Origin of the sequence: Desulfurivibrio dismutans, assembly GCF_029210385.1 — a bacterium.
GTDB lineage: Bacteria > Desulfobacterota > Desulfobulbia > Desulfobulbales > Desulfurivibrionaceae > Desulfurivibrio > Desulfurivibrio dismutans.
This window is the reverse complement of the sequence record NZ_JARGDQ010000003.1, coordinates 78,129-102,898: the sequence shown is the minus strand read 5'-3', so window position 1 is coordinate 102,898 and position 24,770 is coordinate 78,129. Positions and strand designations below refer to the sequence as shown.

Below are 24,770 nucleotides of genomic sequence, written 5' to 3'. Positions count from 1 at the left end.
CAAGGTGCGGTGCTGCTGCCCGTTTACGAGCCTTTGATGGCTTCTATGGGGTTGATTCGGGAGGCCTTCCAGGCCGGATAGAGCCCGGCGCCGACCCCCACCACCAGGGCGAAACCCACACAGGCCAGGGCCAGCAGCGGATCGAAGCTCAGCATGTCGCCGCCGGGCACATAGGGCATGATCCGGCGTACGTAGTTTTCAATCAACCTGGCGCCCACGGTGGCAAGGGCAATGCCCGCCGCCCCGCCGACCATGGTGAGGATGGTGGTCTCTTTCAGGATGATCTGGAAAATGTTCCAGCGCGAAGCTCCGATGGCCCGCATCATGCCGATTTCCTGGGAGCGTTCAAAAACTGCCATGAGAATCGAGTTCATCACCCCCACCGCGCCGATCACCAGCGCCACCAGGGCGATGGCCAGGCTCAGGGACTTGGCCGAGGCGGCCACGTTGGCCACCGAGTTCATTACCTGGCTCATGGTGACGGTCTGGATGCCGGGCACCGCCTCTTCCAGTTCGCTGATGATGGAACCCATCCGTTCGGGGCTGGCCACCTTGACCCCGATGGCGGTGGCTCCGTCGGGGTTGTCCATCAGCCGCTGGGCGGTGGCGATATCGAGATAGACAAAGGCGTCGTCCTGGCTGTTGGTGCGGCCGATGATGCCGGTGACGACGAAGGTTTCATCGACGGCTGGGTAACGAAACTCGTCACCCAGCGTCAACCCGGCGTGTTCGGCCACGTCGTAGCCCATCAGCATTTCATGGGGGGCGGTGGGAATCTCGCCGGTGATCTGCCAGTCGGGCTTGATCTCCCGCAATACTTCCATCTCCACGCCATAAATCAGGTCGATACGGTGCCGGTCCGGGTTGGGCAACTGGGCCACCAGAATGGGGGTGGCAAACTCCACCCCGTCGGTGCTGCGGACATCATCGATGACCGTGGCATCAAGATATTTGGGCACCACCGTGCCGTGCAGGACCAGAGCCGCCACCTCGTGGGCGCAGCCCACCGGCACCACCATAAAGTGCAGCCCGGTGGCCTGCAGCTCCCGGGCCAGCCCCTGGTCAAAGCCGCGGTTGAAGGAAAAGACCGAGAAAAGCACACCCACTGCGGCGGCAATCCCCAGCATGGTCAAAAAACTGCGGGTCCGGTGGCGCAGCAGGTTCTGGACGGATAGTTTCAACATGCCGCTCATATGGTCTCCACCCCTTGCGCAATCAACAGCAGGTTGTTCTGGAAGGTGGTGACGGTGCCGGTGGCCTGCACCCGGCGGCCGGGCATGGGCGGCAACTCGAAGTTGTTGGTGGAAAGATCGATATAAATCTGGGCGGTGTCATCCTGGAGGACGAACCAGCAGCCGTTTGATTCACACTGGGTATAGACCGTGCCCTGCACCGTAACTTTCTGGTTCAGCAGTTGCGGTTGCAGGAAAATATCCTGCACCGCCACCCGAGGGGCGTTGGGGTCAATCCCCTCACCATAGGTGTCCTTGCCGCAGCCGCTTAGCAGCAGGACGAAAAACAGTAGGCTTAACAGCTTTAATGGGACAAGCAGTTTGATCGTCCTGTTTGATGTTTGTGTTAGCATGCGCAGGTTCTCCGGATTTTGCAGTTGTTGAGTTATACGCCTGATGACAGAGGGCTGTCGGGGCTGCCAAGATGGAGACATAATGTAAACATAATTGTTCCCGGAAAGATCGTACAATGTGGCAGAAGGCAACGATTGGTCATTACTCGAGATCTTCGAAATCTCGCCGTATTTCTTCCAGCTTGCGGCGATAATTCTCGGCGTCGCCATATTCCAGAAATTTGTGGTAGCGGTTGTGGGTGGCCGTCGCAACGAGTTGCAAACTAAGTGATGGCCGCGCAAGTTGCAAGTTTTTCGGCGGACTGGTCCCCTTGACAAAGGAAGAGTAAGCCTTTACCCTGCCCGACTTTTACCGCCGTTCTGGCGACGGGATTATTTGATTAAAAGTAACTGTCAAGCAGCACCCCATCTTGCGGCGATCAGGTCGGCTTGAGTACCTGATGTACGCTACGCCGACCTGGTCGCCGCAACCTGGGGCACTGCTGAACAGTTACGTGCCAGAATGAGCTGGATAGTTACTATTAAAACAAGAACAGAACAAGGAGATGAGTCGTGTTGCAGGAGGGCGTGGAGTTACGGCGCGAGGTTTATCGGCAGGACGTGGAAAAAATGGCCGAGTGGATGGCCGACGAAGATATCACGGAGTATCTTAATGAAGATCAGAATATCGACCATGAACTAAAAAACCTGCTGTCCCGCACGCAGTTACCAATTTATTCCCCTCATTTCAATCGTAACGGCAGCTTTTTTCTGGTCACCCTGCCCTCGGAAGGACCCATCGGCTTTGTCCGGCTGGTGCCCAAAAGGGAACAGGCGGAGATCGTGGTGGTGATCGGTGAGCGCCGCCACTGGAGCCAGGGTTACGGGCGGCAGGCGATCCGCCAGGCGGCTCGGCATGCCTTTTTTGAGTGGCGCAAGGAACAGGTTGTGGCGACCATTCACCGGGAAAATCGGCGTTCCAAAAAGGTGTTTGAAAAAGCCGGTTTTGCTGCGGCGGAAAAACTGGCCACGGAAACCCGCTACACCATGCCGTTGGAACATTATCTGCGGCATTAAGTAATGTTGATGTCGCTGATCGTGCGGCTTTTTTCCTTGACTTTACCGGTGGTCAAGCTGATACTGCAGAGGTATAGTACCTTACTGGCCGGGACGGCAGAGGGCCATATAGGGTCATTTTTAAAACCATGCCAGCGAGAGAAACGTGTCCAATCCCAATCTGATTACCTGTATCGTGCAGCGTGGAGATGCTGACAATGTCGTGGACGCGGCGATTGCGGCCGGGGCTGAAGGGGCCACCATTTATTTCGGCCGTGGCACCGGGATCCGTCAGCAGCTTGGTTTAGCCGGTCGTTTCATTCGGCCGGAAAAGGAAATTGTCCTCATTGTGACCCGGATTGAAGAAACCGATGCGGTGTTCAATGCTGTGGTTAAAGCCGCTCGGCTGGAGGAAAAAGGCCGGGGATTTGCTTTCTTGCATAAACTAGATCGCGCCGTGGGCTTTTTGTAAATACAAAAGTCCTGCCGCATCGCCGGCGGAGTTGAAGCGCGGATGCTGAAAATACTGACCTTTCTCACACTGCTCTGGGTCGCCGCCCGGTTTGTTTACGGGATAGACTTTTTTCCGTTTGTCGATCTGCTGGGGCGGTATGTCTCCGACCAGGCCTATCCGGTGCTGGGTATCGGTACCGTGGTGGCCCTCGCTCTGCCCGGTATTACCCGGGCCTTTGAGGGGTTCGGTTGGTACTCCCTGATGTATTCGCTGGCGAAGCTCTTTTTTTCCCTGAGTACCTTTTTGATTTGTCTGGTGTCGCTGGCGGCGGTGCTGTTCTGGTTTGATCTGGGGGTTGATGTCTGGTCCCTGTTGGGGCTCCCGGCGCTGCTGCCGTTCATTATTGCCAGCAGCGCCGCTTTCAGCCTTCATATTGCCGACTTCAACTATCCGGTGAAAGAGGCCCTGGTGCCTCTTTTCATGCTGGCCGGTCTTTCCTTATTTATTGTTATCCTGGCCGTTTTTTACGGCGTTTGAAGCCGGTCTCCCCGGTCTCCTCTTTTTTGAAGCCCTGTCGGCGGATCTTTAGTGATGGGCCTGCACCCGGCGCTTGAGGAAAGCCTTTTCCACCTCCACCAGCACGAACAGCAGCAGTCCGAAGGCCAGGATGCGGCCCCAGTCGCTAAGCCCGATGGGGGCGGTGCCGAACAGGAACTGGAGCGGCGGGGCGTAGGTGAAAAGCCCCTGCAGGACGATCAGCACGCCGATGGCGATGAGCACCGCCCGGCTGCCCAGCAGCCCGGCGCGGTTGAACACCGGCTCCAGGATGTAGCGGCTGTTGAAGAGATAGAAGAGCTGGCCCATCACCAGGGTATTGATGGCCACGGTGCGGGCGAACTCCACCGACACCTGCTGCTGCTCCAGCCACAGAAAATGCCCGAAGGTGCCGGCCACCAGCAGCACCGAAACAAAGGCCACCCGCCAGATCAGAAAACCCGATAGTATGGGGGTTTCCGGTGGGCGCGGGGGGCGCTCCATGGCGCCGGGTTCGGTGGGCTCGAAGGCCAGGGCCAAAGCCAGGGTGACGGCGGTGACCATGTTCACCCACAGCACCTGCACCGGGGTCAGTGGCAGGGTCAGGCCCAGCAGGATGGCGGCGACGATGGTGAAGGCCTGGCCGCCGTTGGTGGGCAGTAAAAACAGGATGGCCTTGCGCAAATTGTCGTAGACCGTTCGGCCTTCCTCTACGGCGTGGGCGATGGAGGCGAAGTTGTCGTCGGCCAGCACCATCTCGGCCACCTCCTTGGTGGCCTCGGTGCCCTTGATGCCCATGGCGACCCCCACGTCGGCGCGCTTTAAGGCCGGGGCGTCGTTGACCCCGTCGCCGGTCATGGCCACCACCTGCCGGTTGGCCTGGATGGCGCGCACCAGGCGCAGCTTGTGCTCAGGGGTGGCGCGGGCGAAGACATCCACCTCGCGCACCGCCTGCTCCATCTCCGCGTCGGACATCTGCTCCAGCTGCTGGCCGGTGATTACCCCGCCGGCGGTGGCAATGCCCAATGCGTCGGCGATGGCCCGGGCGGTAACCCCGTGATCGCCGGTGATCATCTTCACCCTTATGCCGGCTCCCTGGCACAGGCGTACCGCCTCGATGGCCTCGTCCCGAGGTGGGTCGATGATGCCGCACAGCGCCAGCATGGTGAGCCCGCCGTCCTCGATGTCCGGAAATTCCAGGGTGTTCTTGTCCGCCGCCACCTCCTTGACCGCCACCGCCAGCAGCCGCTGGCCGCGGGCGGCGATTTCATCCATCTGTTGCTGCCAGCGGTCGGTGTCTATTTCCCGGTCACCGTCTACGGTGCGCTCCTTGTCGCAGACGGCCAGCACCCGCTCCGGCGCCCCCTTGAGGAAGATAAAACGGTGGTTGTTCTCGTGGTGGTGGTGCAGGGTGGCCATGAATTTGTAGGATGATTCGAAGGGGATCACGTCATCCCGGCTGTAGGTTGCATTGGTCTTCCGCTGGTCCAGCCCCGCCTTGCGGGCGGCGGTGACCAGGGAGCCCTCGGTGGGGTCGCCCTCCAGCACCCATTGTCCCTCCCGCTGGTGCAGTTCGGCGTCGTTACAGAGCAGGATGCCGCGCAGGGCCTCGGCCAGCACCGGCTGCTCGTCCGGGTCGACATCCTGGCCATCCAGGGAAAAACCGCCGTGGGGTTCGTAGCCGACGCCGCCGATCTCGAAGGTGTGCTCGGCGGTTACCATGGATTTGACGGTCATTTCGTTGCGGGTCAGGGTGCCGGTCTTGTCCGAGCAGATGGTGGTCACCGAGCCCAGGGTTTCCACCGCCGGCAGGCGGCGGATGATGGCGTTGCGGGCCGCCATGCGCTGCACCCCGATGGCCAGGGTGATGGTCATGATGGCCGGCAGACCCTCGGGGATGGCGGCGACGGCCAGGCTGACCGTCGCCAGGAAGGTCTCCATGATGTCGTAATCGCGCACCCAGTAGCCGAAGGCGAAGGTGACGGCGGCCAGCCCCACGATGGCCGCCGACAGCCAGCGGCCGAACACCGCGATATCACGCAGCAGCGGCGTGGTGAGGGTTTCCACCTCGCCCAGCATGGTCGAAATCCGACCGATCTGGGTATCAGCGCCGGTGCCCACCACCACCCCGCGACCCTGGCCGAAGGCCACCAGGGTGCCGGAAAAGGCCATGCCCATCCGGTCGCCCAGGTCGGCCTCTTTGGCCACCGCTTCCGTCCCCTTGTCCGCCGCCACCGATTCACCGGTGAGTACCGCCTCGTCGATGCGCAGGTTGTGGGCGCGCAGCAGGCGCAGGTCGGCGGGCACCCGGTCGCCGGCCTGGAGGAAGACGATGTCGCCGGGCACCAGATCTTCGGCCGGTACCGTGCGGCGCTGGCCATCGCGCAGGGCCAGCGCCTTGGGCGAGAGCATGTTGCGGATGGCATCCAGGGCCTCTTCCGCCTTGCCTTCCTGGATAAAACCGATGATGGCGTTGATCAGCACCACCCCGAGGATCACTCCGGTATCCACCCAGTGCTGCAAAAAGGCGGTGCCGGCGGCGGCGACGATGAGGACATAGATCAGCACGTTGTGGAACTGCAGCAGGAAACGCTTAAGCGGCCCGGTTCTTTCCGGCTGCGGCAGCTGGTTGGGGCCGAAGCGTTCCAGGCGGCGCTTGATTTCCTCAGTCGGCAGGCCCTTTTCCTGGTCGGCGGTCAATTGCCCGATAACCTGTTCCGGGGCCAAGGCGTGCCATGGCTGGTCGGTGACTTTGCTTTGTTCCGGCATAGAACCTCCTGCTCTGGTTAATCCTGCTGAGGCCAGGTCTCTTCGGCGTGGTCTTCAGCGAAGTAGCAGAAGCGGTCCCAGTTGAACAGGCGTCCTGAGACCGGGCAGCGCAAAGTTATTTTATGTTCGGTGATTTCCATGACCTCCCAGTCGCCCCGGCGAGGGCCGGCGGTGATCCGGATTTTCTGCCCCTGGGAGAATGGGTAGGGGGTGAAAAAAGTAACCTGCAGGCTCGTCATAATAGGCTTTAGCTCCAAGGACAAAAGTTGAAAGTTGTCGGCGTCGCCAAAAGCGGCGGCGCCGACTGGGCACGCATTGTAACTGCTTGTTTCCGCATAGCCGACCAATATATTTGGTAGTTTTTTGCGAGAGTGTCAAAGTTGTCGGCGTCGCAAAAAGCGGCGGCGCCGACTTGGGACGCTTTTTAACTATTTGTTTTACATTGATAAATAATATGGTCGACGGCTTTTGCAAGGCCATCAACATTGGCTGTCAAGGCAGATAGACAATTAATGCGCCACCCCGCTTGTGACGTTTTTTCTCCCAGTGGAAGGAGGCCACTTTTTTGTCTTCCTTTAGTGTTTCCAGGGTGGCTTCCGCCACCGGTGGCAGCACCGGCGGGCCCTGGGAGTGCAGTCCTTTGCCGGTGATGATCCGTAGGGTGGTCAGACGCAGTTCCCGGCAGCCGGAGACAAAACGTTTGATGGCTTTTTCCGCTTCCGGGGTGGTAAGGCCGTGGAGGTCCAATTCCTCTTGGGGAGGGAGGGGCTTTTGCCGACGCTGATCAAGGGGCGGGATGGGTAGGCGGCTTTTGGTTCTTACCTCCATCTCCAGACCGTCAAGATAACGGTCAACCAAGGCGGCAAAGCCGGCTACCGGCCCCGCCTGCTTTGGTGGGTTGACTTGGCTTTCGAGGGTGTTTTTGGGGGTAGTCATAAGGTCGGTAAAAAAAACTGGTGGCCGTTGCAATAGTGTTATGTTTTTTTGTTATAATTGTGGCTCCATAAAAAAAAGGCCGAACAAATAAGGACAAGGTGGAAGAGGCGTCATTTTTTTATGGTTCGGGTCGTTGGTTCCTGCTATTATGACGTCGCCGAACTGTTTCAGTCAATAGAAGAATTTTTAAATCTGCGTGGGGGCTAGCATGGGAAGGAAACTGCATTTCATGGTTACCAGTGAATATGGCAGGACCCGTTCCTTTTCCGTTCGAAAACGGCGCATCATGGCTTTGGGATCGGTGCTGGTGGCCTTGCTGGTAATCAGTGGGGTGGGTTGGCAGGCGGCGGTTGAAAACGTCACCCTGCGGGCCAAAAGTGCGGCGGTTAAATACGAACTGGCGGCGGTCAAGGACAAGCATCGGCAGATGCTGGCCCAGGCGGTCGAAAAGGAAGAAAAGCAACGTTTGATGCTTGACACGGCCATGGAAGAACTGCGCAAACGCAGCGAGGCCATTGAGTCCATTTTGAGCGCCGTGGACATTGATATCGAGGTCGGAGAAAGCGAGAGCAATATCGGTGGTCCTTATATCGGTCTGGATGATGGCACCTACGGAGACCTGACTTTCAAGGTTGATCACTACCTTAATTTTCTCGAATCCATGCCTTTGGGTACGCCGGTTCCGGGTACTTTGACTTCCCCATTCGGCCGTCGCAGCGATCCCTTTACCGGCCAGCCGGCCATGCATGACGGCCTGGATATTCATAACCGGGTAGGGACCAAAATCAAGGCGCCTGCCGCCGGCGTGGTTACCACCAGTAAGTACACCCGATTCAATGGCAATTATATGGTTATTGACCATGGCAACGGTTTTGAAACCCGTTATCTCCACTTGCAGCGCAGTCTGGTCCAGAAGGGAGATCGGGTGGAACGTGGCCAGGAAATCGCCCAGTTGGGCAATACCGGCCGAAGCACCGGGCCACATCTGCATTACACCATTCTTTACAACGGTGAGGCCATTGATCCTTACCGTTTTGTCCGGGTGGCCTCGGTGCTGGATGGTTCTGTATCAGCCAGCGGCGGTACGGTCCGCGGTCAGGAAGTACGCTAAGGGGGAGTCATGGTTTTCTGGAGAAAGAAGAAAGGCGAGGTTGAGGCCGGAGCGGTAACGAGTATTCTCGGGCAGGAACTGCAACTGGAGGGCGATGTCTCCTTCAAGGGCAAGCTCCGACTGGATGGCAGGGTGAAAGGTAATGTTCGCGGGGATTACCTGATCCTGGGGGAAAACGGGGTAGTTATCGGTGATGTACTGGTTAATACTTTCGTCTGTTCCGGCCGGGTGGATGGTAACGTCAACGCCAAGAAGTTTCAGATTTCCAACCGGGGCGTGATCAACGGCAAGGTTGAGGCCTCCGACCTGGCGGTGGAATCCGGGGCGGCGCTGAACGGCGAAGTCAAATCCCGCAGTAAGGAGTTGCGGTTGGTGCCAGGGACTTCCATTCCCAAAGAGGAATGGGATGCCCAAGTTAAAGGCGCTGCCACCGGAGCCGCCGCCGCAAAGAAGGCCGCTACCGGGGATGGTGCCGACGACAAGCCGGTGAAACAGGAAGCCGTTGCTGCGGCCGCCTCCGCTGGCGGCTGATTGTACCAGCTGGAAAACAGCCTTTTTTAAAAAAATCGGCCTTCTTTTGCCAGGAGGCCGATTTTTTGTTTGCAGCAGCGGCCTCCCGGGCAGGTCAGCAGTTGCAGCGTAACCGTTGCCGCCGCATCTTTGCTGAACAGTTGCGCTTATTGCAGGGCCAGAGCCCGGGAGTTGGCCGAGTACTGTAAAACCCCCACCGGATCAACATAATCATATACCTTGGGCTTTTTCCCGGCGGCCGGCCGCAGAATACGGCCCACTACCTGCAGCAGGCGCCCGGTAAACTTGATGGGGGTGGTCAGAAAGAGTGAGCGTAGCCCTGGGCAGTCAAAGCCTTCGCCGATCAGTTGCACCGTGGAGATCAGCACCCGGACCCGACCGGCCTGGATGGCCGCCACAAGTTCAGCCCGCTGCTCCGCCGGGGTGGCTCCGGTCAACACCCGGCAATCAATGTCGCGCCGCTCCAGCAGTTCGGCCAGTTCCCGGCAGTGCTGAACACGGTCGCTGACCACCAGGATGGTGCCCGAATCCAGGGCGCCGTCGCCCTCGGTCAGGACTTGCACTTCCCGGGCAATGTCGTCGGCGATCAGTTGATTGCGTTTTTTGTCGGCGGTCAGGGCTTTCATTAGGGCCTGGTAATTGCCGCGATAGACATAGCGAAATTGGGTGGGTCGCTGAATGAGCTGCGCTTTAAGTATCGCTCCGCTGCGTTGTAAAGCGCCGGTATCGATGCGGTGAACCCGGTCGCCCAAGTAAAAGTTGATCAGTTGGGTCAGGCCGTCGCGGCGGTAAGCGGTGGCCGACAGCCCCAACATGTAGCGGCAGTCAAAGGCAGTGACCACCTCGGTGAACAGCGAGGATGGTACCCGGTGGCATTCGTCGACGCAAAGCTGGCCGAAAAGCGCCGGCAATTCCTGCACCCGGCGTCGGGCCGAATTGACAATGGCCACGGTGATGGACTTAAGCTGCCGGTGCCCGTCTCCCAGCAGCCCGGCTTCAACGCCCAAAAATTCGTCGATGCGTTCGGCCCACTGATAGAGCAGCTCTTTGGTGTGGACCAAAATAATGGTGGGTTGCCGGCGGGCGGCTATTACCGCGCAGGCGACTACGGTTTTACCGGAACCGGTACCGGCTTCCAGCACCCCGAAATCCCGGCCTGAAAAGGCCTCCAGGGCCTGTTGCTGGTAAGGTCGCAACTGCCCTCGGAAGGTAAAGACGTGCGGTTCAACTTCCCGGCGCTGGTCGATGATTTGCGGGTCTCTTCCCAGTTCCTGTCGGCACAACAGTACCGCTTGTTTGGCCCAGCCACGGGGGAAGGCGAGGGAATCGGCGTTCTCCTGGTAAAAATGCAGCCTGGGTGGCAGGTTCTTGCCGATCCAGCGACCGTATTTGCGCGCATCTCGATACTTGGGGTTTTCCAGGGTCAACTGCCCTTTGAGCAGTTCACGTAATCTGGCGTTACCGCCGCTGAGCCGCGCCTGGTGGTCCACCGTCAGGGTCGGGGGATTGGTTGATTGGGGTGATGCCGAGGTTGGGCTTGTCATCTTGTCGCTAACCATGCAGCATATTGTGTTTTATTTCAAGGAATTAGTGCTGGGCTTGCCACTGCCGCCCGGGCCGTCTTGGTCGTCGGTTGCAAAAAAAGGTTGATTGAGGTTAAACTGCGCGGTTCATGGTGTAGCCGCTGCTTAACGTTTATTGAGAAAGGAAGGGAATATGAGCAATAACGAGCCGGACAAAATCATCTATTCGATGATCAAGGTAAGCAAATTCTACGACAAGCAACCGATCCTCAAGGATATCAGTCTTTCTTATTTTTATGGCGCCAAAATCGGGGTCATCGGCATGAATGGCTCCGGCAAGTCCTCGCTGCTGCGGATTCTGGCCGGCGAGGACACCGAGTTCAACGGCGAGACCCACATCTCACCAGGCTACACGGTGGGCTACCTGTCCCAGGAGCCGCAACTGGACGACAGTCTGACGGTGCGTCAGGTGGTGGAGCAGGGAGTGCAATCCACGGTGGACCTGGTCAACGAGTTCAACGAGATCAATATGAAGTTCGCCGAGCCCATGGACGATGAGGCCATGGACAAGCTGATCGCTCGCCAGGCCGAAGTGCAGGAAAAGCTCGACGCTCTGAACGCCTGGGACCTGGATTCCCGGCTGGAGATGGCCATGGATGCCCTGCGCTGCCCGCCGGCGGATGCTGAGATCAAGGTGCTCTCCGGTGGTGAAAAACGACGAGTGGCCCTGTGCCGACTGCTGTTGCAGCAACCGGACATTCTGCTGCTGGACGAGCCCACCAACCATCTCGACGCCGAAACCGTGGCCTGGCTGGAACACCACCTGCAGCGCTACGCCGGCACCATCATCGCGGTGACCCATGACCGCTACTTCCTGGACAACGTCGCCGGCTGGATCCTGGAGCTGGACCGGGGCCACGGTATTCCCTGGAAGGGCAACTACTCCTCCTGGTTGGAGCAGAAGCAAAAGCGCCTGGCCCGAGAAGAAAAACAGGAAAGCGACCGGCAGAAGACCCTGGCTCGGGAGTTGGAATGGATTCGCATGACCCCCAAGGGGCGGCACGCCAAGGCCAAGGCCCGGATCAATGCTTATGAGGAGTTGCTGGGTCAGGAAGGGGAAAAGCGCGGGCGGGAGCTGGAAATTTACATCCCCCCCGGCCCGCGCCTGGGCAAAACCGTTATCGAGGCCGAGGGGCTGAGTAAATCCTTCGGCGACCAGTTGCTCTTCGACAACCTTTCGTTTTCCCTGCCCCCCGGCGGCATTGTCGGGGTGATCGGCCCCAACGGGGCCGGCAAGACCACCCTGTTTAAGTTGATCAACGGCCAGGAGCAGCCCGATGCCGGCACCATCAAAGTGGGGGAATCGGTGCAGTTGGCCAGTGTTGACCAGCATCGGGACGCCTTGAACCCGGAAGAAACCATCTGGCAGGCCATTTCCGAGGGCCAGGAGACCATAACTTTGGGTAACCGCGAGGTCAACTCCCGGGCCTACGTGGCCCGTTTCAACTTCTCCGGCACCGAGCAGCAGCGCAAGGTGGGGATGATGTCCGGCGGTCAGCGCAACCGGGTGCACCTGGCCCGGATGCTCAAAAGCGGTGCCAACGTCATCCTGCTGGACGAGCCCACCAACGATCTGGACGTCAACACCCTGCGGGCCCTGGAAGAGGCATTGGAAAACTTTGCCGGCTGCGCGGTGGTGATCAGCCATGACCGCTGGTTTCTAGACCGCATTGCCACCCACATGCTGGCCTTCGAGGGTGATTCCCGGGTGGTCTGGTTTGACGGCAACTACTCGGAGTACGAGGAAGACCGCCGTCGGCGGCTGGGGGCCGATGCCGACCAGCCCCATCGCATCAAGTACCGTCATTTGACCCGGGCCTGAGCGCATGGCCTTGGCCACCAAGATCAAAAGACGCCTGCTGGCATTGCTGGGCCGTGGTCCCGATGTTTCTTCCGATGCCGAGGAACGCCTGCGGGACAGCGAAGGACGATTGTCGGCGATTTTGCAAAGCATTGGGGCTGGAGTCATCGCCACCGATCAACAGGGGCGGGTGGCTTTCCTCAACCCGGTGGCCGAACGGCTCACCGGTTGGGACTTGGTGGACGCTTTAAACCGCCCGGTAATGGAGGTGTTGAACCTGGTGGATGAAGGAAGTGGGCGGCCCCTGTCGGCCCCCATGCAGCGGGTGCAGGAAGATGGTGAAATCATCGATTGCAGTGGCGAACTGGTGCTGCGTTCCCGCCAGGGTAAAAATTATCCGGTCGCCTGCACGGTGGCCCCCATTGCCAGCTTCTCCGGGATTATTGGTAGCGTTTTTGTTTTTCGTGATACCATTCGCGAACGGGAAAGCCAGCGCAATTTGCTCAGCGCCAAGGAGGAAGCCGAGCGGGCCTCCCAGGCCAAAAGCGAATTTCTCGCCAGCATGAGCCATGAAATTCGGACCCCTCTTACCACCATCCTGGGCATGGCCGACCTGTTGGAAAAAAGTCCTCTGGATACCAAGCAGCGCCAGTATGTGTGGGCTTCCCGGGCCGCCGGCGAGAACCTGCTGGACCTGATTAACGGTATTCTCGATCTGTCCAAGATCGAGGCCGGTAAGCTGGAGATTGAGGTGGTGGAGTTTGATCTCAATCACCTTCTGCGCCAGACCTGTGAAATTATGGCTCTGCGGGCCCACCAGAAGGGATTGAAGTTTACCAGCCGTCTTTCCTGGCAGGGTCCATGCCTGGTGCTTGGCGATGCCACCCGGATCAGGCAGATCCTGGTCAACCTGATCGGGAATGCCATTAAATTTACCGAACGGGGCAAAGTGACGTTGGAGGCGGTACGCTGGTCGGCTAAAGAAACGGGGGAAAACACCCGGTTCAGCTTTGTGGTCAGCGACACCGGGATCGGGATTCCACCGGATAAACAGGAGATGGTTTTTGAAGACTTTGTCCAGGTGGACTCTTCCACCAGCCGCCGTTATGGTGGTACCGGCCTGGGGTTGGCCATTTCCCGCAAACTGGTGCAGATGATGGGCGGCGCTATCCGGCTGGCCAGCCGGGAAGGGGAGGGCAGTATTTTTACGGTGGAAATTCCTTTGCCTTGGCTTGGTAAGAGTTTAGCTGAGTCCAGCAGTTGCGGAGGGAGGGAATGTGTCGCGCCGACCGCCGGGATGGCGACTGATTCGGCGGCCCGGCGGCTGCTGTTGGCCGAAGACGCGCCGGAAAACCGCCTGCTGTTCAAGGCTTATCTAAATGACACGCCATACCAGCTGGAGACAGCGGTTAACGGCGAGGAGGCGGTGGAGAAATTCCAGCAGAGCCGATATGATTTGGTCCTGCTGGACATCCAGATGCCCGGCATGGATGGCTATACCGCTGCCCGGACTATGCGGGTATGGGAGGCCGAACGGGGGCGGGAGCCCACCCCGATTGTGGCTTTAACGGCCCATGCCTTTCGGGAGGATATCCGCAAAAGCCGGGAAGCCGGCTGTGACGGTCACATGGTCAAACCCATCAAGATGGAGGATTTTCTCCGGATCATCGGCCGCTATCTTGGTGCAGCCGGACCGGCCGTTCCGATAGCGGGAGCGGAAAACCAGCCCGAGCAGCCTGATGATCTGCTGGCCGACCTGGTTCCCGGCTATCTGGCCCGGGTAAGCAATGACCTGGGCGAGATGAAGGCGGCGCTGGCCGCCCAAGACTATCAAAAATTGCGCCGTTTGGCCCATACTCTGAAGGGTACCGGCGGTGGCTACGGTTTTAACCGGCTCAGTGAACTGGGAGCGGTGCTGGAAGAGGTGGCCGATCGGGCCGACGACGAAAAGATAGGATTTTATCTTGAAGAATTACACCTTTATCTTGACAAGATAAGGGTGCGTCATGGTATATAGGTAATAGTTCCTAATAATATCACGTTCTGTTGATAAATATAATTGGTAAATATTACGAGGGCGGGCCGGGTTTTGCCATGGGCAGCAATTCTATCCTGATTGTTGATGATGCACTGGAGAGTCGTTTGATCTTGCGCCGGATGTTGAGCGGCAACGGCTACGACAATCTCCATGAAGCCGACGGCGCCGAGGCCACCTTTGCCTTTTTCGGCCTTGGTGCCCAGGGAGCAGGCATCCCCCGCTATAATCTCGATCTTGATCTGATTCTGCTGGATATCGTCATGCCGGACATCGACGGTATCGAGCTATGTCGCCGGCTGAAGGCCAATGAGCAGTTGCGGGATATTCCTGTGATCATGGTGACGGCGGACGACTCCGATGACAACCTGCGTACCGTTTTCGAGCTGGGGGTGGCGGATTACATTCAAAAACCTGTGAAACAGGTGGAGTTGTGCGCCCGGGTTAAATCGGCCCTGCGTCTCAAGCGGGAGATGGATCGCCGCCGGGATTTGACGGAAGCCCTGGAAGAGGCCAACCGCCGTTTGCAGAGGATGGCTCTGGTGGACGGCTTGACCGGCATCGCCAACCGCCGTAACTTCGATGATTTTCTGGACCGGGAGTGGCGCCGTTGCCAGCGGGATGGCCAACCAATTGCCCTTTGTCTGTTCGATATCGATTATTTCAAGCTTTACAATGACTTTTACGGTCACCTGTCGGGTGATGAGGTTCTCAAGCAGGTGGCTACCGCCCTGCAGCAGGTGGCCAGCCGTCCCGGAGACCTGGTGGCCCGTTTTGGCGGCGAGGAGTTTATCTACGTGCTTTCCGGGGCCGATCAGGAAGGGGCGCAACTGGTGGTGCAGCGGGCCATTACGAAGATTAAGGAACTGGCCATTCTCCACCCCCAGTCGCCGGTTAGCGAGTATATCACCGTTTCCTGCGGTATTTCCGCAGTGCGTCCCCACCCCGGACTTTACCCCAACCTGCTGCTGGATTGTGCCGACAAAGCCTTGTACGAGGCCAAGGAGATTCGCAACAATCAGGTGGTAACCCTGCTGCCGCCAGCCGCAGGGGATCTGCCCCTCCAACCCAAGTGAATTGATGCAAAAGCAGGCCAAGGCAGTTATACTGCCGGCCATGAAGCCGCCCATGCCCGCCGCCGACATTGCCGCCGTCTACACCTTTGCCCCGGACTCCCACCAGCAGGAGCTGCGCCGGCCGCTGTTCGTTTGCTCGGTGTCCGCCGGTTTTCCCTCGCCGGCCGATGATTACATCGAAGGCGAGCTGGACCTCAACCGCCTGCTGGTGGACAACCCGCCGGCCACCTTCTTCGTGCGGGTGGCCGGGGATTCCATGACCGGCGCCGGGATTCACCACCACGATATCCTGGTGGTGGACCGCTCGCTTGCGCCAACGCCCGGCAAGGTGGTGATCGCCGTGGTGGATGGTGAACTCACCGTCAAACGCTTCTGTAAAGACGGCGACCGGCTCCGTCTGGCCGCCGCCAACCCCGACTACCCCGACCTGGTGCCCGCCGAGGAAAGCTCCGTGACCATCTGGGGTGTGGTGGTCCACGTCATCCATTCTCTCTAGCCTTAGCCATGCCGACGAGCCTGCCCGCCGCCACTGCCGCCAGATCGGGGCTGTTCGCCCTGCTGGACTGCAACAATTTCTACGTCTCCTGTGAGCGGGTTTTCGATCCTTCTCTTGAAGGGATGCCGGTGGTGGTGCTCTCCAACAACGACGGCTGTGTCATCGCCCGCTCCAACGAGGCCAAGGCCTTGGGCATCGGCATGGGGGTGCCTTACTTTCAGGTGCGCGATTTGCTGGAGTTTCACCGGGTGCGGGTTTTTTCTTCCAACTACGCCCTCTATGGCGACATGTCCCGGCGGGTGATGAGCCTGCTGATGGCCCTGGAGCCGGAGGTGGAGGTCTATTCCATCGACGAGGCCTTTATCCGCCTGCCGGTGGCCGGGCGGCAGCAGCTTGTAAAGATTGCCGCCGATATTCGCCGGGCCATGTGGCGGCAGCTCGGTCTTCCCGTTTCCATCGGCCTGGGGGCCACCAAGACCCTGGCCAAGATTGCCAACCGTGAGGCCAAGCGGGATCCGGCCGGCGGCGGGATTTGCTGTCTGCTGCCGGGGGAGGATCACCGGGAGTTGCTGAGTAAAACGTTGGCGACCGAGGTTTGGGGGATTGGCGCCCGCAGCGCCCGCCGCCTGGCCGCAGGCGGGATTCGCACCGCCCTGGACCTGGCCCTGGCCGATGAGGATTGGGTGCGCCGCCGGCTCAGCATCACCGCCGCCCGCACCCGGTTGGAGTTGCAGGGGATCTCCTGCCTGGCCATGGAAGAGACCCCGCCGGCCAAGCAATCCATCGCCTGTTCCCGTTCCTTCGGCTTGCCCATCACCGAGGCGGCGGAGCTCAAGGCGGCGGTCTTCACCTTCCTGGCCCGGGCGGCGGAAAAACTGCGTAAGCAGCAACTGCTGGCCGGTTGTCTGCAGGTGTATGTCGGCCATCGCGGGGCGCCGGGCGAACGCCGCCTGCGGCTGACCGCCCGTACCGTGGAACTGGCCCCGGCCGGTGCCGACACCGCCGCCCTGAACCGGGCGGCCGGCGCCATTTTAAAAGAACTTTTTCAGCCCGGACAGCAGTACCGCAAGGCCGGGGTGGTGCTGGCGGGGCTGACCCCGGCCGCCGCCCGCCAGGGGCACCTCTTTGCCCCCCAGCCCCGCGCCGCCGAGCCGCTGATGGGGGCCCTGGACCGTATCAACCGCCGCTGGGGGCGAGATACCATCCAGTACGCCGCCGGTTTGGCTCGCTCCTGGCTGCCCCGCCAGGCCCGGCGTTCCCCGGCCTACACCACCGACTGGCACCAACTGCCGGTGGTGCGGTAACTATTCAGTAGCACCCCATCTTGCGGCGATCAGGTCGGCTTGCGTACCGGTGTACGCGGCACCGACCTGCTTGCCGCAACCTGGGGCACTTCTGAATAGTTACCAGCCGGCTTAACAGTCCGTTGAAAACTGGCTGTTAGCGGAAACCGCGTTTTTGCTTTCTGGGGAGCATAAAGTCCATGGACGGACTTTTTGCGACATCATCAATCATCGGTTGGGCGGCTGCCCCCGTGTTGTTACGGTCTGGCCGGTTTCAGGCGCAGGGCCAGGAGCAGGCCGAGGATGGTGCAGAGGCCGGCCATCAGGAAGCTGCCGGTTTTTTCGGCCATCACCTCGGCGATGGCCGGGCCGGCGATCTGGCCGATGGCGAAGATGAAGGTGACCAGGCCGAACAGGCAGACCGAAAGCAGCAGCAGGATGACGGGCAGGCTGCTGCTGAAGCCGATCAGGACCATGGTGAGCCCGCTTAAGCTCAGGGCCAGGGAGATCAGCAGCCGGTAGCCCAGCCGCTCGGCCAGGGCGCCGCAGAAGAGCACGGCGGCCAGGTAGCCCGCGAAGTTCATGGTGCCGATCAGCCCCATCTGGCTGTAGCTCAGCCCCAGGCCCTGGCCCATGCCGGGCAGAATCATCCCCAGGGCAAAGCGGGCCAGCCCCAGGCAGGCAAACACACAGAAGGTGCCGGCCAGAACGATATACCAGCCGTAGTGGGTCAATTACTTCTACTTTTGCTGGGCCGTTACCAATGCGGCGGCAAAGCCGGGGGCGGCACGGCTGATAACATCATCTTCGACACAGAAGGCCAGGCGGAAATACCCCGGCATGCCGAAACCCCGGCCCGGTACGGCCAGGATCTTCTGCTCGGCCAGCAGGCCGACAAACTCGGCGTCATCGGCCAGCGGTGATTTGGGGAAAAGGTAAAAGGCGCCCTTGGGCGGGATAAACTGGTAGCCGGCTTCCTGCAGTACTTTACAGAAAAGCTCCCGCCGCCGGGTATAGGTTTCGGTGTCCACCGTCACCCCCTGCAGTTCGGCCACCACCCGCTGCATCAGGGCCGGGGCGTTGACAAAGCCCAGGATGCGGTTGGCCAGGGTCATGGCTCCCAGCAGTTGCCCCTTGTCGGCAATTTCCGGGTGCACGGCGATATAGCCGATGCGCTCGCCGGGCAGGGAAAGGTCTTTGGAGTAGGAAGAGACCACCAGACTGTGGCGATAGGCCTTGAAGATGCTGGGCACCTCATGGTTATCAAAGACGATCTTGCGGTAGGGCTCGTCGGCGATCAGGTAGATGGGCTGTGCCGCAGATTCCAGTACCGCCGCCAGTTGGGCCAGTTCATCGGCGCTGTAGATCTGGCCGGTGGGGTTGTTGGGGCTGTTAATGATGATGGCCTTGGTCTTGGGGCCGATGGCCGCCTGGATGGCCGCGATATCCAGGCTGAAGTCCTCCCGGGTGTTGACCACTTTGGCGGTGCCGCCGTGGTTGTCGACGTAGAAGTTGTACTCCACGAAGAAGGGAGCCAGGATGATCACCTCGTCGCCCGGGTCCAGCAGGGCCTTTAGAATGACGTTGAGGCCGCCGGCGGCACCCACGGTCATCAGGATCTCCTCTTCGCCCAGGGTCATCTCCTGCTCCTTGCCGATCTGGGCGGCCACCGCCGCCCGCACGAAGGGATAACCGCCGTTGGGCATGTAGCTGTGGCGGCCGGGACCGGCCTGGGCCGCCAACTTCTGCAGCGCCGTGGCGAATTGTGCGGGGGGAGGCAAATCGGGGTTGCCCAGGCTGAAGTCGAAAACGTTGTCGGCGCCATGCACGGCCTTGAGCTTGGCCCCCTCCTCGAACATCTTGCGGATCCAGGAGGAGCGCTCGGCAAAGGCGATCATTTTTTGCGAAATAGCCATGGGGTAGTCCTCTATTTGAGTTCTCGGTTAATTATCCATCTGCATACCAACCGGTAAACGAACAGCCGCGCCGCAGGTTCGGGCAAGCAGCCGGGTGCCGAAATAATTCCCGTTTGGGGGGTGGACACCTGCCGGGTGGCGCTCATTCTCGGCTGGCATCCTGCCCGCCTCCGAAGCGTCCGGGGAGAAGTTGATCGCTGTAACGGGCCAGGAGAGCACTGGTTGAGGCGGGGAGCAGGTTGTTGTTGAGTACTGGTCGGCCCCTGTGTTATGGTCGGTGGCGTTGGGGGCCGGGGCGTCGAAATGGTAGAAGGCGAACAAAAAGGGGCTACGGAATTAACCGCAACCCCTTGCTTTTACTGGTGGGCCGTCGGGGGCTCGAACCCCAAACCTACTGATTAAGAGTCAGTTGCTCTACCAGTTGAGCTAACGGCCCTTTTTTGGCTGATCAAGCCGTGAAAGAGGCTTATTTAGCACACCGCGGGCGGGGCGTCAAGGGTGATTGTCGCCTGATGGTGTGGTTGTTGGTAATAATAAGCGCCGGAGTTTGAAAAAGCGCAACAATGCAGGAGGTTTTCAGTTATGTCGAAGGTTTTGATTATCGGAGCAGGGGGCGTGGGCAGCGTGGCGGCCCATAAATGTGCCCAGGTGCCGGAGGTGTTCAGTGAGATTGTGCTGGCCAGTCGCAGTCTGGACAAGTGTGAGGCCATCCGCGATTCGGTCAGGCAGCGTACGGGCCGCGAGATCGAAGTGGCCCGGGTGGATGCCGACAACAAGGCGGAACTCATTGAGCTGATCCGCCGAACCAGTCCAGTCTTGGTGCTGCACCTGGCCCTGCCGTACCAGGACCTGACCATCATGGATGCCTGCCTGGAATGCGGCGTCGATTACCTGGACACCGCCAACTACGAGTCCCCGGATAACCCCATTTTTAATTATTCCAAGCAGTGGCCCTACCACGATTCCTACCGCGACAAGGGGATCATGGGCCTGCTGGGCAGCGGTTTCGACCCCGGGGTGACCAACGTCTTCTGCGCCTATGCCGCCAAGCATTATTTCGATGAGATTCACTACATCGACATCCTGGACGCCAACGGCGGCGACCACGGCTACCCCTTTGCCACCAACTTCAACCCGGAGATCAACATCCGCGAGGTCACTGCTCGCGGGCGTTACTGGGAAAACGGCCAGTGGGTGGACACCGAACCCATGGAAAAAAAATGGGTTTTTGATTTCCCCGGCGTCGGCCCTAAAGACGCCTACCTGCTGTACCACGAAGAGCTGGAATCACTGGTAAAAAACATCAAGGGGCTCAAGCGCATCCGTTTCTGGATGACCTTTTCCGAGCAGTATCTCAAGCACCTGGAGGTGCTGGGCAATGTCGGCATGACCTCCATCGAACCGGTGATGTTTGAAGGCAAAGAGATCGTGCCGCTGCAGTTTCTCAAGGCCCTGCTGCCGGACCCCGCCTCGCTGGGGCCACGCACCAGGGGCAAGACCTGCATCGGCAACATCATGGAAGGGGTCAAGGACGGCAAGCCTCGCAAGATCTACATCTACAACAACTGCGACCATGAAGAATGCTACCGGGAGGTGGGCAGCCAGGCGGTTTCTTACACCACCGGGGTGCCGGCCATGATCGGGGCGATGCTGATGGTCAACGGCACCTGGAGAAAGCCCGGCATCTACAACATGGAGCAGTTGGACCCCGACCCCTTCATGGAACAGCTCAACCGGCACGGACTGCCCTGGCAGGTTAAAGAGCTGTAAGCGTGGCGCCGATTTCCCAATTTCCTTTTGTCGAGCGGGTGCCCACGCCCTGCTACGTGTGCGACACCGGCAGGCTGGCGGCCAACCTGGCGGTGCTGGACCAGGTGCAACGGCGCACCGGGGCCAGGATCATCCTGGCCTTTAAGGGCTTTGCCATGTGGAGCCTGTTTCCGCAGATTCGGGCGGTGTTGCCGGGAGCCAGCGCCAGCTCCTTGGATGAGGCCCGGCTGGCCGCCGAGGAGTTCGGCGGCCAGGTCCATGTCTACTGCCCGGCCTACCGGGAGGAGGACTTTGCCGAGATGCTGGGGTATGCCGACCATCTGGTGTTCAACTCCTTCAACCAGTGGCAGCACTACAAAGATCAGGTGGCGGCCCATAATCGGGCAATTATAACGGCTGACGGGGGCCAGGGGGTAAGCGGTCACGGGGTGCCGCAGGCTCGATCGTCGCAACCTGCGGTGCCCCGTGATCGCTTACGGGCGATTTCCTGCGGTGTTCGGGTGAACCCGGAATATTCCGAGGTGGAGGTCGATCTTTACAACCCCTGCGGCCGCTATTCCCGCCTGGGGGTCACCCGTGCGCAATTCCGCCCGGAACTGCTGGATGGTATCGAGGGGTTGCATTTCCACGCCCTGTGCGAGCAGAACGCCGACGCCCTGGCCGGTACCCTGGCTTCTTTTAACAAGAAGTTCGGCGATTTTGCCCACGGCATGAAGTGGCTCAACTTCGGCGGCGGCCATCATATCACCCGGGATGACTACGACCGCGAACTGCTCTGCCGCCTGATCGACGAAACCCAGCAGCGCTACGGGCTGCAGGTATATCTCGAGCCCGGTGAGGCCATTGCCCTTAATACCGGGGTGCTGGTGGCCCGGGTGCTGGATATAGTGGAAAACGAAATCAGTATCGCCATTCTCGACACCTCCGCCGCCTGTCATATGCCCGATGTGCTGGAAATGCCCTACCGGCCGGAGATCTTCGGGGCCGGGGAGCCGGGCCGCTACCCCCACACCTACCGGCTGGGCGGCTTAAGCTGCCTGGCCGGCGACATCATCGGCGACTACTCCTTCCCGGAGCCGCTTGTCCCCGGCCAACGCCTGGTCTTCGGCGACATGGCCCACTACACCATGGTCAAGAACACCACCTTCAACGGCGTGCGCCTGCCCAATATCGCCACCTACGACCCCTCCACCGACCACCTGGCGGTTATCCGCCGCTTCGGCTACCAGGATTACCGCAGCCGTTTATCCTGAGAAAGAAATACTCAATAGCTAGAGCTCATCATTGAACTCTGCATAGCCCTCGGCGGCCAGTTGCTCTTTGGGGATAAAGCGCAGGGCGGCGGAGTTGACGCAGTAGCGCAGCCCGGTGGGGGCGGGGCCGTCGGGGAAGACGTGGCCCAGGTGGGAGTCACCCTGGCGGCTGCGCACTTCGGTGCGGACCTGGAAAAGCCGGCGGTCCCGGCGCTCGACAATGTTTTCCGGCACCAGCGGGCGGCTGAAACTGGGCCAGCCGGTACCGGAATCATACTTGTCCCTTGAGCTGAACAGCGGTTCACCGGAGACGAGGTCAACATAGATCCCCTGCCGCTTGTTATCCCAGTATTCATTGTTGAAAGCCGGTTCGGTGCCGTCCTCCCGGGTGACATGGTACTGTAACGGGGTGAGCTGGTCCCGCAAGACCTCCTTTCCTGCGTCCTTCCCTTTGCTTTCCTTTTCCCGGCCCCAGATGCGGGCCAGAAAACCCTCCCGGCCGGAGCCGATGCGGTATTTCTGGTAGTGGCGGGGGTTTTTGCGATAATAAGCCTGATGATACTCCTCGGCCGGGTAAAAGGGGCCGGCGGGGAGAATGGCCGTCACCAGGGGCTGGCTAAAGATGCCCTGCCGGGCCAGCTCCTGCTTGGACTCTTCCGCCTGGCGGCGTTGTTCTTCGTTATGATAAAAAATGGCCGTGGAGTAGCCCCGGCCCCGGTCGGCAAACTGGCCGTCGGGATCGGTGGGGTCGATCTGGCGCCAGAAAATATCCAGCAGTTGCCGGTAAGAGATCACCTGGGGGTCGAAGGTTATTTCCACCGCCTCCAGATGGCCGCCGGCGGCATAATCCTCGTAGGTCGGGTCGGGACTCTCGCCGCCGGTATAGCCGGCAGTAACGGCCAGCACTCCGTCCCGCCGGGCAAAGGGGTTTTCCAGGCACCAGAAACAGCCCCCGGCTAAAGTCGCCCGGCTCGGGGGCGCCGTTGCCCGCCCGCCGGCCAGGGCCAGCGTGCTTCCGAATACCAAGGAAACAAGTATGAAAATTAACAGTAGCTGCATAATCGGCCTCCCGAGGCAGATGTTTTATCTTTTATGAGATTGTTTAATTGAAGGTAATCATTAATTGTGCTGCCACAAGGTGGGCCGGCAAATGATACCAGGCGACCTGGTTGATGGAGGTTGCAGCAAAGGTCGGGGCAAAACCGAAGATTATGCCCTTGACTTCTACGGTCTATCTGCCTAGCCTGTTGTAGGTCTTTGCTGTGACCAGTTCTGATGGACAGGCTTTACCCTGCAATTGACGTAGAGCTAATCCAACCAGATCAACTTGAAGGAGAATAAACCATGAAAAAAATGTCTATGGCGGCTATTACCCTTTTCATGCTGGGTGGGGGATCGGCATTGGCCGGTTCTCACGGTGATTTAACCTATAACGACCACATCAAACCGGTAATGGAGCAGCAGTGCTATGCCTGCCACGGTGCAAGTTCTCCCGGCATTGAGGAGTTTGATGCCGATAAGAAAAAGTACACCTCCATGATGGTGGGGCCAAGGATTACCACCTACAAAGAGCTGGTCGTCTTCATCAATGGTGACGATGCCGGGGCGATCATGCGTCGCTTGGATGATGGTGAAAATACCCCCACTGGCAAGCCCGGCAATATGAATATTTATCTGGGTGACAGTGCGGAAGAGCGGGCCAAGAACCTGGATCTGTTTAAACGCTGGATTGGTAACTGGACCCTGAAGCGGCAGGCGGAGTTGACCGCCGAGGACCAGAAACTTTTCAAGATTATGGAGAAGCGCTAGGCTCAACATGACTGATCAATCCAACCCCAAAGTCAAGCCCAATCCACAGAAGGTGGCCTTTTTGCGGGAGCTGCCCCAGGAGATCAAGGAGCAGATCACCGGTGAGGAGGCCCAGGCCTTTATTTATGATCAGGAAGTGCCGGATTCCATGCTGGATAAACTGAAAGATTATCTGGTGGACGACGAATCACAGCCATGAGCGGCTGCTTAATCAGGAGGAGGCATGATGACTGAAAAACAGATCCTGTTTGCCTTTCGCGGCGATTCCCTCTGTTTTATCCACGTACTATTAAACGCCCTGGACCTGGATGAACACGGGTATGGGGGACAGATTGTCATTGAAGGAGAGGCGGTCAAGCTGGTGGGGGAGATGAGCCGGCCGGAGCATTCCCTCAACGCCCTTTACCGGCAAGTACGGGAAAAGGGGTTGATCGTGGCGGTCTGCAAGGCCTGTTCGGCCAAAATGGAAGCCACCGCCGCCGTGGAGGCCGAAGGGTTGCCGCTGGTGGGGCATATATCCGGGCACCCCTCCATGGCCCATTATCTGGCGGAAGGATACCGGGTGATCACTTTTTAAAGATAATCCGGGTAACCGCCTGGTCGGCCATCTCGGCTATGTCCATCAGTTTTTCCAGGTTGTCGAGCATCTTTAGCCGCTGTTCTTCCGGGGCGGCGGCAAACTCCTGTTCCAACCGGCCCGAGGCGATATACTGCTCCAGGGCCTGCAGATACTCTTCGTCCTGCATGAAATTTTTCGCTCCTGTTGATAATAGGTAACCGTTCGGTAGTTACA

At 59.5% G+C, this 24,770-nt stretch carries 25 protein-coding genes and 1 tRNA gene; 15 read left to right on the top strand and 11 right to left on the bottom strand.

What is annotated here, in order from left to right; genetic code table 11:
• Window positions 1–23: 23 nt before the first annotated feature.
• Both P0N66_RS04145 and P0N66_RS04140 read right to left on the bottom strand, forming a co-directional pair.
• A complete protein-coding gene (locus P0N66_RS04145) occupies window positions 24–1,193 on the bottom strand; it encodes an ABC transporter permease (RefSeq protein ID WP_275802732.1) in 1,170 nt (389 codons plus the stop codon).
• Window positions 1,190–1,585, bottom strand: a complete 396-nt coding sequence (locus P0N66_RS04140; protein ID WP_275802731.1) for a DNA-binding protein — start codon at window positions 1,583–1,585, stop codon at window positions 1,190–1,192. The genes P0N66_RS04145 and P0N66_RS04140 overlap by 4 nt, the downstream gene beginning before the upstream one ends.
• 552 nt (window positions 1,586–2,137) lie before the next feature.
• Here P0N66_RS04140 and P0N66_RS04135 point away from each other — a divergent pair.
• From P0N66_RS04135 to P0N66_RS04125, 3 genes are all read left to right on the top strand, one after another.
• Window positions 2,138–2,641, top strand: a complete 504-nt coding sequence (locus P0N66_RS04135) for a GNAT family N-acetyltransferase (RefSeq protein ID WP_275802730.1) — start codon at window positions 2,138–2,140, stop codon at window positions 2,639–2,641.
• Window positions 2,642–2,786: 145 nt separating this feature from the next.
• Window positions 2,787–3,092, top strand: a complete 306-nt coding sequence (locus P0N66_RS04130) for a P-II family nitrogen regulator (RefSeq protein ID WP_275802729.1) — start codon at window positions 2,787–2,789, stop codon at window positions 3,090–3,092.
• A gap of 42 nt (window positions 3,093–3,134) precedes the next feature.
• Window positions 3,135–3,611: a hypothetical protein gene (locus P0N66_RS04125; protein ID WP_275802728.1), complete on the top strand. Its 477-nt coding sequence runs from the start codon at window positions 3,135–3,137 to the stop codon at window positions 3,609–3,611.
• A gap of 48 nt (window positions 3,612–3,659) precedes the next feature.
• On the opposite strand, the gene P0N66_RS04120 is transcribed toward P0N66_RS04125, so the two are convergent.
• From P0N66_RS04120 to P0N66_RS04110, 3 genes are all read right to left on the bottom strand, one after another.
• Complete coding sequence (locus tag P0N66_RS04120; protein ID WP_275802727.1) at window positions 3,660–6,377, bottom strand: cation-transporting P-type ATPase; 2,718 nt, start codon at window positions 6,375–6,377, stop codon at window positions 3,660–3,662.
• Window positions 6,378–6,394: 17 nt separating this feature from the next.
• Window positions 6,395–6,616: a hypothetical protein gene (locus P0N66_RS04115; protein ID WP_275802726.1), complete on the bottom strand. Its 222-nt coding sequence runs from the start codon at window positions 6,614–6,616 to the stop codon at window positions 6,395–6,397.
• Between the two features lie 253 nt (window positions 6,617–6,869).
• On the bottom strand, window positions 6,870–7,313 hold the full coding sequence (locus P0N66_RS04110) for a Smr/MutS family protein (protein WP_275802725.1): 444 nt from the start codon (window positions 7,311–7,313) through the stop codon (window positions 6,870–6,872).
• Window positions 7,314–7,521: 208 nt separating this feature from the next.
• On the opposite strand from P0N66_RS04110, the gene P0N66_RS04105 reads away from it, so the two are divergent.
• Window positions 7,522–8,424, top strand: coding sequence for a M23 family metallopeptidase (locus P0N66_RS04105; RefSeq protein ID WP_275802724.1), 903 nt, complete (start codon window positions 7,522–7,524; stop codon window positions 8,422–8,424).
• A gap of 9 nt (window positions 8,425–8,433) precedes the next feature.
• Window positions 8,434–8,955: a bactofilin family protein gene (locus P0N66_RS04100; RefSeq protein WP_275802723.1), complete on the top strand. Its 522-nt coding sequence runs from the start codon at window positions 8,434–8,436 to the stop codon at window positions 8,953–8,955.
• A gap of 146 nt (window positions 8,956–9,101) precedes the next feature.
• Here the strand turns inward: P0N66_RS04100 and P0N66_RS04095 are convergent, their stop codons facing one another.
• Complete coding sequence (locus P0N66_RS04095; protein WP_275802722.1) at window positions 9,102–10,499, bottom strand: DEAD/DEAH box helicase; 1,398 nt, start codon at window positions 10,497–10,499, stop codon at window positions 9,102–9,104.
• A 172-nt stretch (window positions 10,500–10,671) separates the two neighbouring features.
• Between P0N66_RS04095 and ettA the strand changes: the two genes are divergently transcribed.
• The 5 genes from ettA to P0N66_RS04070 all read left to right on the top strand — a co-directional run bounded on the left by ettA (window position 10,672) and on the right by P0N66_RS04070 (window position 17,250).
• Window positions 10,672–12,360, top strand: a complete 1,689-nt coding sequence (gene ettA / locus P0N66_RS04090) for an energy-dependent translational throttle protein EttA (protein ID WP_275802721.1) — start codon at window positions 10,672–10,674, stop codon at window positions 12,358–12,360.
• Window positions 12,361–12,364: 4 nt separating this feature from the next.
• Window positions 12,365–14,356, top strand: a complete 1,992-nt coding sequence (locus P0N66_RS04085) for an ATP-binding protein (RefSeq protein ID WP_275802720.1) — start codon at window positions 12,365–12,367, stop codon at window positions 14,354–14,356.
• Window positions 14,357–14,433: 77 nt separating this feature from the next.
• Window positions 14,434–15,450, top strand: coding sequence for a diguanylate cyclase domain-containing protein (locus P0N66_RS04080; RefSeq protein WP_275802719.1), 1,017 nt, complete (start codon window positions 14,434–14,436; stop codon window positions 15,448–15,450).
• Window positions 15,451–15,502: 52 nt separating this feature from the next.
• Window positions 15,503–15,946 (top strand): LexA family protein, encoded by a 444-nt coding sequence (locus P0N66_RS04075; protein ID WP_431190008.1) that lies wholly within the window; start codon window positions 15,503–15,505, stop codon window positions 15,944–15,946.
• Between the two features lie 8 nt (window positions 15,947–15,954).
• Window positions 15,955–17,250, top strand: a complete 1,296-nt coding sequence (locus P0N66_RS04070) for a Y-family DNA polymerase (RefSeq protein WP_275802717.1) — start codon at window positions 15,955–15,957, stop codon at window positions 17,248–17,250.
• 236 nt (window positions 17,251–17,486) lie between these two features.
• Here the strand turns inward: P0N66_RS04070 and P0N66_RS04065 are convergent, their stop codons facing one another.
• From P0N66_RS04065 to P0N66_RS04055, 3 genes are all read right to left on the bottom strand, one after another.
• The gene (locus tag P0N66_RS04065) at window positions 17,487–17,963 is read right to left on the bottom strand and encodes a YbfB/YjiJ family MFS transporter (RefSeq protein ID WP_275802716.1); all 477 of its coding nucleotides are present in this window, start codon (window positions 17,961–17,963) and stop codon (window positions 17,487–17,489) included.
• A gap of 6 nt (window positions 17,964–17,969) precedes the next feature.
• Window positions 17,970–19,145, bottom strand: coding sequence for a pyridoxal phosphate-dependent aminotransferase (locus P0N66_RS04060; protein ID WP_275802715.1), 1,176 nt, complete (start codon window positions 19,143–19,145; stop codon window positions 17,970–17,972).
• Window positions 19,146–19,505: 360 nt separating this feature from the next.
• Window positions 19,506–19,581 (bottom strand) — tRNA-Lys (locus tag P0N66_RS04055).
• A 146-nt stretch (window positions 19,582–19,727) separates the two neighbouring features.
• Between P0N66_RS04055 and P0N66_RS04050 the strand changes: the two genes are divergently transcribed.
• Both P0N66_RS04050 and nspC read left to right on the top strand, forming a co-directional pair.
• Window positions 19,728–20,915 carry a saccharopine dehydrogenase family protein gene (locus tag P0N66_RS04050; protein WP_275802714.1) on the top strand — a complete coding sequence of 396 codons (1,188 nt, stop codon included), beginning with the start codon at window positions 19,728–19,730 and terminating at the stop codon, window positions 20,913–20,915.
• 2 nt (window positions 20,916–20,917) lie between these two features.
• Window positions 20,918–22,168, top strand: coding sequence for a carboxynorspermidine decarboxylase (nspC, locus tag P0N66_RS04045; protein ID WP_275802713.1), 1,251 nt, complete (start codon window positions 20,918–20,920; stop codon window positions 22,166–22,168).
• Between the two features lie 18 nt (window positions 22,169–22,186).
• Here nspC and msrB read toward each other — a convergent pair whose 3' ends face one another.
• Entirely contained in the window at window positions 22,187–23,227 is a 1,041-nt protein-coding gene (gene msrB, locus P0N66_RS04040; protein WP_275802712.1) for a peptide-methionine (R)-S-oxide reductase MsrB, read from the bottom strand.
• Window positions 23,228–23,512: 285 nt separating this feature from the next.
• On the opposite strand from msrB, the gene P0N66_RS04035 reads away from it, so the two are divergent.
• Genes P0N66_RS04035 through P0N66_RS04025 form a run of 3 tightly spaced genes read left to right on the top strand, consistent with a single transcriptional unit; the run spans window position 23,513 to window position 24,554 of the window.
• Window positions 23,513–23,977 (top strand): hypothetical protein, encoded by a 465-nt coding sequence (locus tag P0N66_RS04035; RefSeq protein WP_275802711.1) that lies wholly within the window; start codon window positions 23,513–23,515, stop codon window positions 23,975–23,977.
• Between the two features lie 7 nt (window positions 23,978–23,984).
• Window positions 23,985–24,176, top strand: coding sequence for a hypothetical protein (locus tag P0N66_RS04030; RefSeq protein WP_275802710.1), 192 nt, complete (start codon window positions 23,985–23,987; stop codon window positions 24,174–24,176).
• A 24-nt stretch (window positions 24,177–24,200) separates the two neighbouring features.
• Complete coding sequence (locus tag P0N66_RS04025) at window positions 24,201–24,554, top strand: DsrE family protein (protein WP_275802709.1); 354 nt, start codon at window positions 24,201–24,203, stop codon at window positions 24,552–24,554.
• Here the strand turns inward: P0N66_RS04025 and P0N66_RS04020 are convergent.
• Entirely contained in the window at window positions 24,544–24,723 is a 180-nt protein-coding gene (locus P0N66_RS04020) for a hypothetical protein (protein WP_275802708.1), read from the bottom strand. The genes P0N66_RS04025 and P0N66_RS04020 overlap by 11 nt on opposite strands.
• Between the last annotated feature and the right edge of the window lie 47 nt (window positions 24,724–24,770).